This window comes from Sagittula sp. S175, from assembly GCF_049800975.1.
Taxonomy (GTDB): domain Bacteria; phylum Pseudomonadota; class Alphaproteobacteria; order Rhodobacterales; family Rhodobacteraceae; genus Sagittula.
In genome coordinates this window covers 156,068-169,123 of record NZ_JBNAGB010000002.1, presented here as the reverse complement: position 1 = coordinate 169,123, position 13,056 = coordinate 156,068, and the positions used below count along the sequence as shown (strand labels likewise).

The 13,056-nt window shown below is 64.1% G+C and carries 12 protein-coding genes; 6 read left to right on the top strand and 6 right to left on the bottom strand.

Annotated elements, in window-relative coordinates; all coding sequences use genetic code 11:
- Nucleotides 1-85 precede the first annotated feature (85 nt).
- Nucleotides 86-727, bottom strand: coding sequence for a hypothetical protein (locus ACP16H_RS03890; RefSeq protein ID WP_425070940.1), 642 nt, complete (start codon nucleotides 725-727; stop codon nucleotides 86-88).
- Nucleotides 724-1,773, bottom strand: coding sequence for a glycosyltransferase family 2 protein (locus ACP16H_RS03885; protein WP_425070939.1), 1,050 nt, complete (start codon nucleotides 1,771-1,773; stop codon nucleotides 724-726). The genes ACP16H_RS03890 and ACP16H_RS03885 overlap by 4 nt, the downstream gene beginning before the upstream one ends.
- Nucleotides 1,774-1,967: 194 nt before the next feature.
- Between ACP16H_RS03885 and ACP16H_RS03880 the strand changes: the two genes are divergently transcribed.
- The 3 genes from ACP16H_RS03880 (at nucleotide 1,968) to ACP16H_RS03870 (ending at nucleotide 6,564) form a co-directional block, all read left to right on the top strand.
- Nucleotides 1,968-2,876: an AAA family ATPase gene (locus tag ACP16H_RS03880; RefSeq protein ID WP_425070938.1), complete on the top strand. Its 909-nt coding sequence runs from the start codon at nucleotides 1,968-1,970 to the stop codon at nucleotides 2,874-2,876.
- Between the two features lie 129 nt (nucleotides 2,877-3,005).
- A complete protein-coding gene (locus ACP16H_RS03875; RefSeq protein WP_425070937.1) occupies nucleotides 3,006-4,259 on the top strand; it encodes a vWA domain-containing protein in 1,254 nt (417 codons plus the stop codon).
- 157 nt (nucleotides 4,260-4,416) lie between these two features.
- Entirely contained in the window at nucleotides 4,417-6,564 is a 2,148-nt protein-coding gene (locus ACP16H_RS03870; RefSeq protein WP_425070936.1) for an OmpA family protein, read from the top strand.
- 292 nt (nucleotides 6,565-6,856) lie between these two features.
- On the opposite strand, the gene ACP16H_RS03865 is transcribed toward ACP16H_RS03870, so the two are convergent.
- Nucleotides 6,857-7,282, bottom strand: coding sequence for a hypothetical protein (locus ACP16H_RS03865; protein WP_425070935.1), 426 nt, complete (start codon nucleotides 7,280-7,282; stop codon nucleotides 6,857-6,859).
- Between the two features lie 65 nt (nucleotides 7,283-7,347).
- A complete protein-coding gene (locus tag ACP16H_RS03860; protein WP_425070934.1) occupies nucleotides 7,348-8,019 on the bottom strand; it encodes a DUF6639 family protein in 672 nt (223 codons plus the stop codon).
- A gap of 217 nt (nucleotides 8,020-8,236) precedes the next feature.
- Here ACP16H_RS03860 and ACP16H_RS03855 point away from each other — a divergent pair, with 217 nt between their 5' ends.
- Complete coding sequence (locus ACP16H_RS03855; protein ID WP_425070933.1) at nucleotides 8,237-9,598, top strand: SPASM domain-containing protein; 1,362 nt, start codon at nucleotides 8,237-8,239, stop codon at nucleotides 9,596-9,598.
- Nucleotides 9,595-9,888 carry a hypothetical protein gene (locus ACP16H_RS03850; RefSeq protein ID WP_425070932.1) on the top strand — a complete coding sequence of 98 codons (294 nt, stop codon included), beginning with the start codon at nucleotides 9,595-9,597 and terminating at the stop codon, nucleotides 9,886-9,888. The genes ACP16H_RS03855 and ACP16H_RS03850 overlap by 4 nt, the downstream gene beginning before the upstream one ends.
- A gap of 38 nt (nucleotides 9,889-9,926) precedes the next feature.
- Here the strand turns inward: ACP16H_RS03850 and ACP16H_RS03845 are convergent, their stop codons facing one another.
- On the bottom strand, nucleotides 9,927-11,540 hold the full coding sequence (locus tag ACP16H_RS03845; protein WP_425070931.1) for a peptide chain release factor 3: 1,614 nt from the start codon (nucleotides 11,538-11,540) through the stop codon (nucleotides 9,927-9,929).
- A gap of 196 nt (nucleotides 11,541-11,736) precedes the next feature.
- Between ACP16H_RS03845 and ACP16H_RS03840 the strand changes: the two genes are divergently transcribed.
- Entirely contained in the window at nucleotides 11,737-11,997 is a 261-nt protein-coding gene (locus tag ACP16H_RS03840; RefSeq protein WP_425070930.1) for a DUF7218 family protein, read from the top strand.
- 16 nt (nucleotides 11,998-12,013) lie between these two features.
- Here ACP16H_RS03840 and ACP16H_RS03835 read toward each other — a convergent pair whose 3' ends face one another.
- Nucleotides 12,014-13,012: a Hint domain-containing protein gene (locus ACP16H_RS03835; protein ID WP_425070929.1), complete on the bottom strand. Its 999-nt coding sequence runs from the start codon at nucleotides 13,010-13,012 to the stop codon at nucleotides 12,014-12,016.
- Nucleotides 13,013-13,056 lie beyond the last annotated feature (44 nt).

Genomic DNA, 13,056 nt, shown 5'->3' with positions numbered 1-13,056 from the left:
TCCGTGGCGCGGGTGCGCCGGAAGTCTGGGCCGAAAACCCTTGAGATTGGACGAACGACGGGGCGATGCGGCGGGCGGAGCGGGGTCATGCGGCCCCCTCCATGCCGTCGGGCGTGTCGTTGACGTTCAGGCGGCCCCACCACGGCAGGTCGATCCCTAGATGCGCGGACAGCAGGTCGCGGGCATTGTCGGCACCCACGGGCAGTTCGAGGTAACGCGGATCGTCACCGAACAGGTCACGCAGCATGTCGTAATGGCCGTCGATCCAGCGGATACGCTCGGCGTCAGAGCCGCCGTAGCCGCGCGGCAGGCCGGGGATATTGCCATTGGGCAGCCGGTCCGTCCCCATGTTGTTCCAGCGCCGCATGGAGTCCGAGGTGTCGGCGGCGGGTCGCCATGTCGCCACGAACAGCATGTCCGGGCGGGCCATGCGCATCGCCTTCAACATCGCGTAGTCGCATTGCGGCCAGACCGAGGTGTCGCCGTTCAGCACGCTGATCTCGGTCAGGGCGTCGTAGATCGGGTCGAGATGGACGAAGGGATCGCCGGTCTCGAAATAGCCGTTGTAGAGCTGCCGTCCGATGAAGGTGCCGCCAAGGCCCACCTCGCGGGTGTGGATGCGGCGGACCTTATGATCCGCCACGGTCCAGCCCGCCTTGTCCAGCGCGTGGGCAAGGGTGGTGGTGCCGGTTTTCGGCAGACCGAGGTTGACCAGCTTGACTGTCATACCAGCCCCAGTTCCATCATCAGCTCGTATTCGCCGGGCGGGTAGGTCGGCAGGGCGTTCAGGTGGCGGTACATCTCGGCATAGGCGGGCTGCGCCATGAGGTCATCACGCTTTGCCTTGTGCGCCGCGACACTGGCCGCGTGAAGCGCGCCGATCTGCGCATCCGCCTTCAGCGTGTCCAGCGCTGCGGTCAGGGCAGGCAGGTAGCGGTGGATCGAGGTGTCCTGATACGAGGGATCGTTGCGCTCGCGCCAATAGGTGTCGTCAAAGGCGCGGTTCTCGCGGTTCACGTCGCCGCGGTCGTTCTTCACCAAATAGCTGTCGAGCGAGCGCAAAGCATAGTGGTTCAGTGTCGCGAATTCACGCGCGCCGGTGGACGGAAACTTGCGGATGCGGCGCGGGTTGGCGGCGACGTGGAACTTGTGCGGCACGCCACGCCCCGAGCCGTCTGTCCAGCTCGGGCGCTTGTCCGCGGACAGCTCCTTTTTGAAGAACGGCCGGTGCGCGCCGTAATACTGCAATGGAAAATCCTTGCGCACCAAGGATTTGACCTCGATCGCGGTCTCGCCACACCAGAGGTCGGGATTGTGCGAACGGTCGAACTGTTCGATCACGGGGCGGTCGACGTAATCCGTCACACCGCAGTTGGCGAAGAACTGGAACGTCACCGAAATCGTCTGCGGATTGCCGCAGGCGGCGATCAACGCGGGGATCGTGTGGTCGCCGACGTGAATGTTCAGGAACTCGTCCACGTCCGCCACCCAGACCCAGTCGGCCTGCTTGACCACCTTCTGATGCGCGGAATCCTTCAGCGCCTCCATCTGGTAGTTGCGGCCCTTGGCGGGGTTCGGCAGGTGCACGACATTGCCCACCAGCGCGCCCAGATCGTCGCGCGCGGCCAGCGCATCCAGCATCGTATCTGTGCCGTCGGAACAGTCGTTGGAATAGAGCAGGTGATCGGTCACGCCCAACAGGCGATTGAAGGCGATCCATTCCAACAGGAACGGGCCCTCGTTCTTCACACAGGTTACGGCGGTTATGCGCATGGGCGCCCCGCGTCGTTGAATGGCATGCTGCTCGTCTGCCCGTATTCTGCCCCGGATTTGCCCGGTGATCTTATATCTGAATCATGGCATCCCTGTGGACTCCCGTCAACGGTGCCCGTTGCGGCCATGTGCGACCTTGGCGCTATTGACCCCGGGCGGCGGGGCTGGGACACCTTGGCCGCAAGGAGAGAGACATGACCATTCCCAATTCGATCGACGAGGTGCAAAGCCGCCTTTCCGAGACCGGCTATGTCTGCGGACGCGCGCTGGCCACGGTTGTTTTCCTGTCGCTGAAGCTTGGCCGCCCGCTGTTCCTCGAAGGCGAGGCCGGTGTCGGCAAGACCGAGATCGCCAAGGCGCTGGCGAAATGCCTGAACCGCCGCCTGATCCGCCTGCAATGTTACGAGGGGCTGGATGCGTCGAGCGCCGTCTACGAATGGAACTTCCCGGCGCAGATGATCGCCATCCGCACCGCCGAGGCCTCCGGCGGACGCGACCGCACCGCGCTGCAAGAGGAACTGTTCGGCCCCGATTACCTGATCGAACGGCCCTTGCTGCAGGCCATGCGGCCCGATGAGAACGGCGCGCCGGTGCTGCTGATCGACGAACTCGACCGCACCGATGAACCCTTCGAGGCCTTCCTGCTCGAAGCGCTGTCGGATTTCCAGGTCACCATCCCCGAGATTGGCACCATCGCCGCACCCGAGGCCCCCATCGTCGTGCTGACCTCGAACCGCACGCGCGAGGTGCATGACGCGCTGAAACGCCGCTGCCTGTATCACTGGGTCGACTACCCCGATTTCGACCGCGAGGTGGAGATCCTGAACTCCCGCGCGCCCGAAGTTTCGGAAACCCTGTCGCGGCAGATCATCGCCTTCGTGCAGGCGCTCAGGACCGAGGACATCTTCAAGAAACCGGGCGTGGCCGAAACCATCGACTGGGCGAAATGCCTGCTGGCACTGGATGTTGTGGACCTGTCCCCGGCGGTCATCTCGGACACGCTGGGCGCGATCCTGAAATACCAGGACGACATCGCCAAGATCGGCGGCGGCGAGGCAAAGCGCATCCTCGACGAGGCAAAGAAGGCGCTCGAACCCGCCTGACCCTCAGGGCAGGGCACCGCGCCTCTGCTTCTTTGGTTTTACAAATACCCTCGGGGGCATGGTCCGTTTCTGGGGGCAGCGCCCCCGTCCCGCACCCTCCACCCTCGGGCCGCTCCGAGAAAGGCTGCAATGGCAGAATACATCCCGCTTGAACTCCCGGATAATCCCCGTCTGGCGCAGAACATCATCCACTTTGCGCGCGCCCTGCGCCGTGCTGGTCTGCCCGTTGGTCCGGGTCGGGTGATCGACGCCATCCGCGCGGTCGAGGCGGCAGGGTTCACCAATCGGATGGACTTCTACTGGACGCTGCACGCCTGTTTCGTGAACAAGCCCGAGCATCGCATCGTCTTTGCCCAGATCTTTCGCCTGTACTGGCGCGATCCGCGCTACCTCGAACACATGATGTCGCTCATGCTGCCCGCCGTTCGTGGCGTGCAGGAGAACAAGGCCGCACAATCCGCTGAAAAACGCGCCGCGCAGGCGCTGTTGGGCGACGAGATGCCCGATATCCCCGAGCAGGAGGAAGAGCAGGAGGACGGCACACAGATCGAGGTGGATGCGTCCTTTACCATCTCGACCGAGGAAAAGCTCAAGACGCTGGATTTCGAACAGATGTCGCTGGACGAGATCGCGCAGGCCAAGAAGATGCTCTCCCGCCTGACACTGCCGGTCAAACCCATCGAAAGCCGCCGCTCGCAGGCCTCAAGCATGGGCAAGCGGACCGACTACCGCCGCACCATCCGCGACGCCCTGCGCAAGGGCGGCGAGATCCGCTCCATCGCCCATGCGAAACCGCGCCTGCGCTGGCCGAACCTCGTGGTGCTCTGCGACATTTCCGGCTCGATGAGCCAATACAGCCGCATGGTGCTGCACTTCCTGCACGCCGTCGCGAATGAAAAGGGGCAGGGCTGGGCCAAGGTCCACGCTTTCACCTTTGGCACCCGGCTGACCAACATCACCCGCCACCTGGCGACCCGCGACGTCGATGCTTCGCTGAAGGCCGCCGGGGCCGAAGCGCAGGACTGGCAGGGCGGAACGCGCATCGGGCAATGCCTGCACGACTTCAACCACCACTGGACGCGGCGCGTCATGGGGCAGGGCGCGGTGGTGCTGCTCATCACCGACGGTCTGGACCGCGACGACCCCGCCGCGCTGGAAAAGGAAATGGAGCGGCTGCACCTGTCGTCGAAGCGTCTGATCTGGCTGAACCCGCTGCTGCGCTGGGACGGCTTCGCACCCAAGGCCACCGGCATCCGCACCATGCTGCCGCATGTGGACAGCTTTCGCGCGGGGCATTCGATCCAGTCGCTGGAACAGCTGGCCGAGGCGATCTCGCGCCCCGATGACGCCGGGGAAAAGGCACGCCTGATGGCGCTGCTCTGACCGCGCGGGCTGCGGCCCTCTCTGCTCTGCGGCATCCAACCCGTTGAGGCAGAAGGATAACGCCTGACTGTTATTGCATGACAGAACCCATGCAACCCATCTCCCGCTCGATGCGTTAAGTGCGCAAGCCCGTCATGGGCACCGAGAGGAGAATACCATGAAGACACGCAATTTCCTGACCGCTTCGACGGCCATGCTGGCGCTGGCGATATCCGGCACCGCGCAGGCCCAGCAGGCGGGGATCGCGGGCAATTCCGGCATCGTGCCCCCGGGGCAGATGAAAAACCTGATGGAGTCGCTGAACGAGATCTGCGCGACGGGCGAGAGCATCCCCGAAAAGCTGGATTGCGGGCTGGTGGTCCAGGCCGAGGCCGACGCCACCTTGCAGGACGATGTGCTGCTGATGGCGCAGGACCTTGTGCAGGATGGTGTCGTTCTGCCGGGCATGGATACGCCGCCGGAACAGCAACTGGTCGAGGCACTGGATCAGGGCCTCGTGACCGAGGACATGGTCGTCCCGGGGGCGGGCGTGCAGGCAGAAGCAGAAGCCGCCCCGGCGGAGGTCGAGACGCAGGCCGAGGCCGCGCCCGCAGAGGCGGCACCGCTGCCGCAAGTGACGGAGCAGGCGACTGAGCAGGCAGAGCAGGCTGTTGAGCAAACGCAGCAGGCAGCAGAGCAGGCCGAACAGGCTGCGGATCAGGCCGCCGAGCAAGCGACGGATCAGGTGAGCGAAGACGCCAAGGCGCTGGCCGATGCTCTCGCCGCCCAGCAGGACCCGGCTGCCGAGGCCGGTGTTGCCTCTGACGCGCAGGTTGGGGCTGAACCGAATGTCGCATCCGAGGCCGACGTGGCGTCCGAGCCGGACGTGGCTTCGGCAGAGCCGCAGGCGGAGGCCGCGGCCACGGCGGAAGCGCAGGCCGCACCGCAGGCGGAGCCCGTCGAACAGGCGCAGACGACCGAGCCCCAGACCGAAACCCAAGCTGAGGCACAGGTCGACACTCAGGTCGACACTCAGGTCGATACTCAGGCCGACAGCGCCGCACTGGCCGACGCCCTTGCCGCAGCCGAAGCGCAGGCGCAGGCAGAGGCGCAGGCCGCTGAACAGGCCGCAGCGGGCGATACTGAGATGCAGGCTCAGGCCGAGGCGAACGCGCAGGCACAGGCCGATGCCGTTGCCGAGCAGGATGCACAGGCTTCCGACGCAGTTGCCGCCATGCAGGACGGTGCCGAAGAGCCGCAGAAGATCGAGGAAACGGTGACGGCGGATCAGGTCCGCACCTCGTCGGAGGACTTCCAGACCACCGTGAACGCCGCACCTGAGGCGCAGGCGCAGCCGACCGCCAATCCGGATCAGGCCGCGCTGGATCAGGCCAAGCAGGACGCCCGCGACGCCGGTCGTGACGCCGAACGCGCCCGCACCGTGGCCGGTGCCGCTCTGCTGGGTCTGGGTGCCGTGGCGCTGAACGAGATCCTGTCGAACAATGACAAGGTGGTGTCGAACTCCGGCGACCGCGTGGTGGTCGAGAACAACGGCAACTTCCGCGTACTGCGCAACGATGACGTGCTCCTGCGTCGTCCGGGTGCCGATGTGACCACGTATCAGTACAACGACGGCTCGACCCGCAATGTCGTGGCCTACGAGGACGGCACCACCGTGGAAACCATCCGCGCCGCCGATGGCCGTGTTCTGCGCCGCGCGCGCACGCTGTCTGACGGCACGCAGGTCGTGCTGTTCGACGACACGCAGAAGGCCCAGACCGTCGTGGTCGGTGACCTGCCGCAGGTGTCCAGCCGTGGCAACCAGGAACGCGTGGTCTACCGCGACACCAACGATGCTGATGCTCTGGCCCGCGCGCTGGCTGCGTCGGAGCAGGTGCAGGTGGGACGCACGTTCTCTCTGAACCAGGTGCGCAACATCGAAGCCGTGCGCCATCTCGTACCGGAAATCACGGTCGACGCCATCAACTTTGAAACGGCAAGCGCCGCGATCCGTCCGGTCGAGGCAGAGGAACTGTCCGCCCTTGGCAATGCCATGCGTGACATGATCCGTCAGAACCCGAGCGAGGTTTTCCTTGTCGAAGGTCACACGGATGCGGTCGGCAACTACGCCTACAATCTCGCGCTGTCTGACCGCCGTGCAGAGTCAGTGGCGCTGGCCCTGACCGAGTATTTCAACGTGCCGCCGGAGAACATGGTGCTTCAGGGCTACGGCGAATCCGACCTCGTGGTGCCGACCACGCAGGCCGAACGCGCCAACCGCCGCGCCTCGGTGCGTCGCATCACGCCGCTGTTGCAGTCCAACTGATCGGCCTAAGAGCAATCGAAAAGGCGGGCCTCTCGCAGGCCCGCCTTTGTCATGCCGATTGGAGGCCGTCCCTACGGTCTCCGGCAGAATTCTCCCGATACGTCAGCCCGGAAAGCGGTCCATCTACTCCTGTTTGGGCGAACCATCTCGGAAGTCCGGTCGAATTCGTCCAATGACTTTCCCGGCACGGAGGGTGGCGCCTACAGGCGCCATCACATCAATTTCATCAAACATAAGGCTTTACCGGTCGTTCCGGGAACAGCCTAACAACCTGACGTAGATGGTTGTAACGTCAATTTGTGCCCAACAATGTCGCATCCGTCAGGTAGACGGCGCGGTATGTCTCTGTGCTTTCGTCGAAATTCAGCTTCCCGGTGACCGTGACCTCGGAGGCCTCGGCAAGGTCGGGCATCGGGGTGGTCACGTGGACTTCGAGCGTCGGGCCATAGCCGTTGGACCCGCAAAAGGGGCAATCCGCCGGGTCCGGCACGATCAGGAACTGGCTGACGTAGGCCTGCGCTTCGACCGGGACGTAATAGCCGGTGATGGTGAAGCTGTCCGCCTGTGTACGCAACGCGTCGGGGATGGTCTTTGTGACCTTCCATTCGCCATCGGCCTCGGATTCCTCGTAGCCGATGGAGGTGATGAGCTCCCATGGTTCCGCTGCAAGCAGAGGTGAGGCAAGGCTGACGGCAGCAAGGATTATGGCGAGACGCATGGGACCTCCGTAACGACCCGTCAAAGATATGCGCGCGGCAGCGGCGATACCAGAGGCGGCGGGCGCTAAGGATGCAACTTGTCGAACAGGATGATGCCTTCGGCGATACCCTGCCATGTGGCGCAGGCGTCCGGTCGCGTGCGGAAATGCGCCAAGGCGGTGAGAATGAACCGCTCGGGTGCCATGTACAGCATGAAGGGGTTTATGCTGTCACGGTTCGGCGGGGCATCAAGCGGGATGCGCGCTTCGATCCTTGCGCGGTCCTCGTCGGACAAGGCGGCAATCTGCTGGGTGTAGGCGAAATACTCGCTCGTCGCGACGCAGTCTCCGTAGGGGCAGGGGGTGGCGTCGATCACTGCGTGGGCCAGCTCGTGATGGATGACGCTGGCGAAAAGGCGGTCGCCGGGGATGTGCCCAAAGACCGTCAGCCCGGGGCGTGCCGCGTTCAGTGCGTCCGGGGTCAGGACCTCGATTTGGTTCTCGCCGCAGTGGAACAGGCCAAGACAATCCGCATTCAATGTCGGGGTCACGGTCAATTGCAGGGGCGGAGGGGGCGGCAGCCCGCAAGTTTCAAAGGCAGCAAGGCTGGTCATCACCGCGCGGCAGGCTTGATCCGCCAAGGTTTTGTTCGGGGCGTCGATCATGACACGCCCCGCTGCACAGGACAGCCCGTCTCCCTTGGCCCCGCCGGCGACCAAAGCGGCGACCAGCGACAGGATAAAGGTGAAAGGGCGCATCTCATGGTCCTCATGGCAGGGACATCAAACCTGCGATGCCTTGGGAGTTCGATCAAGCAGCTTGCTCGCTTTGCAGCACTATGACACTCCCAACGAGGACCGGACACACCAAAAGGTTGAGCGTTGACAGATCGCGGTCCGAGCGCTTAGCATCACCCATAGATTGAATAACGCCATTTCTCACCGACCCTTTTCACACCCTTTTCGGGGGTATTTCATGCTGTACAAACCGTCCGCCTATAACGTTCATCTGCCGGGTGGTGCCGTGTTCAACACGGTCTCCGGCTCCTTCGTCAAACCGACCGAACAGCAACTCGACTGGCTGGACCAACCCTTTCCGCTGGCAGGGGATGCCGAGCCGCCAGAGGCCTTCACCGCGCTGCGGCAGGGCGGCTTCGTGATGCCGGACGAGGCCCGCGAGGCCCTGATGCTGAAGGCCCGCTGGTACGAGGCGGTCACCTCTGATCGGGCGCCGACCCTGACGATTGCGCCGACGATGAACTGCAACTTTGGCTGCGATTATTGCTTTGAAAGCCACGAACCGGGGATCATGTCCGCAGAGGTCCGCACCCAGCTGGAGAAGTTCATCACCGCCCAACTGGCGGCACAGGCGGCCTATCCGCTGCATGTCACCTGGTTCGGGGGCGAGCCCTTGATGGGCTTGTCGGCGATCCTGGACCTGTCGGACCGCTTCGACCGTCTTGTGGAACAGGGGGTGCTGTCGGACTGGTCGGCCTTCATGATTACCAACGGCCACCTTCTGACGCCCAAGACCGTGAAACGGCTCGAAGGCCGCAGGATCTCCGGCTTTCAGATCACCATCGACGGCCCGCGTGAGATCCACGACGTGCGCCGCGTGCTCAAGGCGGGGCGCAAGGCGACCTTCGACACGATCTGCGGCAACATCGTCGCCCTGCCTGAACCCTACGAGGTGTCGATCCGGGTCAATGTCGACCGGCGCAATGCTACGGAACTGGAGCAACTGGCCCATCAACTGTGGGAGAACGGCGTCCTCAGGCGACCGGGCACCAGTCTCTACCTTGCCAATGTCGAGAACTACGACCGGCCCGACCTGGCCGAGACCGCCACCGTGCTGTCGAACCGCGAATTCGCCGGGGTACAGCAGCGGTTTCTGCGCTTCTGCACCGATCACGGCTATCCCTGCTCTGACGAGGGCGTCTCGACCAGCCTGCAAGGCGTCTGCCAGGTGGACAACGTGAACGCCTTCGTCGTCGACAGCGACGGCAGCCTGATGAAATGCTGGGCCGAATTGCGCAACCGCCCGCAGGTCGTGGCGCACCTGTGTGACGAAAGCACATGGCCCGAACCGGTGCTGAGCAGTTTCGAGGACCGCGACCCTTTCGACGATGACGAATGCATGTCCTGCCCGGTGCTGCCCCTGTGCATGGGGGCCTGCCCGAAACTGCGGGAGATGCGCCGGAACTTCGACTTCAAGATGTGCCCGCCCATCAAGCATTGCCTGACGGATGTCCTGCAGCGCAAGGCGTCCGAGATGGATCTGGACGCGGGCCACGCAATTCAGGATCGGACCACGCAGCTAAAGGAGTTGGCACGATGAAAGGCGAACGACTGTCCAAGGAACTGGACCGCATCAAACAAGAACTGTCGACCTTGGAATTCAAGGAGTTGCAGCAGATGCAGGCGGTGCAGGCGCAGTCTCATTGCAGGCCGATGTCCGGGGACATCACGCTTTGCGCGGTGCTGTGTGACGGCATGTCCTGCGGAAACTTCGAGCACGGCGGAGGCGGGCCGTTCTGCGCGGCGCTCATCAAGTGCAAGGGCTTCACTGGCGACGGCGGCAAATGCAAGGCCTTCGAGATCGTGCAGCCCAGCGGCGTCACCTTCTAAGGCACACGGCGCGCGAGACCTTCGCGCGCCGTCGACTGTCAGGCCATCATTTCCTTTGTCGCGCTCAGCTTGACATCGGGGTAGTCGCGTTCGACCCGGTCGATGTCCCATTGCAGGCGCGTCAGGTAGACAACGTCGCCGTCATGGTCGTAGCTGATGTGCTGCTTGTTGGCCTGCACGAAGTTCTCGACCGCGTCCTTCGGGCCATGCACCCAGCGGGCGGAGGTGAACTGCGACGAGTCAAAGCGCACGGGCAGGCCGTATTCCAGCTCGATCCGGCTGCCCAGAACCTCGAACTGCAGCGCACCCACGACGCCGACGATGAAGCCCGAGCCGATCATCGGCTTGAACACCTTGGCCGCGCCTTCCTCGGCGAATTGCATCAGCGCCTTTTCGAGGTGCTTGGCCTTCATCGGGTCGCCCGCGCGCACGCCTTGCAGCAGTTCCGGCGCAAACGAGGGAATGCCCGTCACGCGCAGCATCTCGCCCTCGGTCAGCGTGTCGCCGATACGCAGCTGGCCGTGGTTGGGGATACCGATGATGTCGCCCGCCCAGGCTTCCTCGGCCAGCTCACGGTCGGCGGCGAGGAAGAGCACCGGGTTGGTGATCGCCATGGGTTTCTTGGTACGGACATGGGTCAGCTTCATGCCACGCTCGAAATGCCCCGACGCCAGCCGGACAAAGGCGACGCGGTCGCGGTGCTTGGGGTCCATGTTGGCCTGCACCTTGAAGACGAAGCCGGTCACCTTCGGTTCTTCCGGGGAAATCTCGCGCGGCTCGGCGCGCTGCACCTGCGGTTCCGGCCCGTAGGTGCCGATGCCGTTCATCAGTTCCTTGACGCCGAACGAGTTAATGGCGGAGCCGAACCAGATCGGGGTCATATGCCCTTCGAGCACCGACTGGTGGTTCAGCGCGGGCAGCAATTCCCGCGCCATTTCAACCTCTTCGCGCAGCTTTTCCAGAAGGTCCGCAGGGATGTGATCGGCGAGCTTCGGATCGTCGAGACCCTCCAGCTTGATCGACTCGGCGACCTTGTTGCGGTCGGCGCGGTCCATCAGTTCGAGCCGGTCGTTTATCATGTCGTAACAGCCGAGGAAATCGCGGCCCATGCCGATGGGCCAGGACGCGGGCGTCACGTCGATCGCGAGGTTCTCCTGGATTTCGTCGATGATCTCGAAGGTGTCGCGCGCCTCGCGGTCCATCTTGTTGCAGAACGTCAGGATCGGCAGGTCACGCAGGCGGCAGACTTCGAACAGCTTCTGCGTCTGGCTTTCGACCCCCTTCGCGCCGTCGATCACCATGACCGCCGCATCCACCGCCGTGAGGGTGCGGTAGGTGTCCTCGGAGAAGTCCGAGTGGCCGGGCGTGTCCACGAGGTTGAAGCGGTAGCTGTTCGATTTTGCAGCAAAATCGAAGGACATCGCCGAGGCGGACACGGAAATCCCGCGATCCTTTTCCATCTGCATGAAGTCCGACCGCGTGCGCCGGGCCTCGCCCTTGGCCCGCACCTGTCCGGCCATCTGGATGGCACCCCCGTACAGGAGGAATTTTTCGGTCAGCGTCGTCTTGCCCGCGTCGGGGTGCGAGATGATCGCAAACGTCCGGCGGCGGGCGATTTCGGGCGGAAGGGAGGGGCGGTTGGTGTGCTGCATGCGCGGCAATTACAGCGGAATCGGGCGATGCACAATCCATGCACAACGTATGCGCAAACCATGCATATCGCATGTGCAGCATCGGGCGTCGGCAAAGCGAGTATTTGCGCCAGGAAGAAGCCCCGAGTGGGTGCATTTCATTGGAACGCGCGGGCAAACCGAACGTTTGGTCAGGGACACTTCACGGGAGCACCTCATGACCAAGGATCACGGACCGTCCATCAAGGACGACAAGCTGTACGAGGACCTGCGCGATCAGGGCATGTCAAAGGAGAAGGCGGCGCGGATCGCCAATGCCAAGGCGCGCGGCGATGAACCATCGAAGACCGGCGGCGCGGCCAGTCCTTACGAGGAATGGACCAAGGACGAATTGTACGAGCGCGCGCAGGAGATCGGGATCGACGGACGGTCGAAGATGGACAAGTCCGAGTTGATCGAGGCGCTTCGGAGCCACTGAGCGGGCGTCGCGAAGGTCAACCGCCCGACGATTTGCGCAGGAGAGAGGCGACGTCGGGGCGGCTCAGCAGGGCTTCGCCGATTTCGAGGTCGGAGATGTCGGTCTTGCGGTGGCCGGGGATCAGGGTCGAAAGCTTGTCGGCCATGGCCTCGGGCAGGGCGGCCTGGGTCTGGGAATTCACCAGCATGGATTCGGCAGCGATGCCCTCGGCGTAGATGATCTGGTGGCCGTCGAAGAGCATCTGGTAGTAGTCGACAAATCCGCCCGGCGCGGTGGTCACCGTCGTGCCGTTCACCAGGTGGCGGGCGCGGACCAGCAGTTCGGCACGGCCTGCGCCGATCTCGTCGCGGCGCTGGTAGATGAACAGCCGGTGGTCGGGCGAAACGTAGAGGTCGCGGGAATTGTTCAGCGCGCCTGCGTCGATCTTGATAGGGGCAAAGCTTCCGGTGGCGCGGGCGGTGTGGTGGCCGATCCAGCGGATCTCCTGCGGGCCGTCGTCGCGGGTCAGCACGCGGTCGCCTGCCTTCAGATCCTCCACCGGTTTCTGCGCCCCGGTGGCCATGGTTATCAGCGTTCCGGCGGTGAAAGAGGTGCAGGCGGTCTGGGCGTAGCGGGCCAGCGCGCCATCCTCGGACACGCCGACGAGGACGTAATCGGCCTTCGACGTCATCTCGGCCAGCGGCATGGCGTAGACGGCGGCGGCGTTGCCCTCGGCATCGGTCTCCACCAGCACGAGGCATTCCGTCGTCTCGCCCGATCCGGACATGAAGGTCACGCAGCAGTCGAGGTGCACATCGTGGCCGGGGGTTCCCAGCTCGGACGCTTCGGAGATGCGGAACGGCGGTGTGGCCGCGCTGCGCACTGCCAGGGGTTTCAGCATGGACACAGGGGACAGGCGATAGATGTCGTCATGCACGAGGTCATCGGCCCAGGACAGGGCGTCGCCGAGGTTCGCCCCGTTGATCACGCGCAACGCGGATGCGGGGTAGACATCGAGGGCAGTCGTGGGCTTCATGCGAGTCCTTGCGTATGCGCTGACAGCTTCTGTCGGCAGTATGG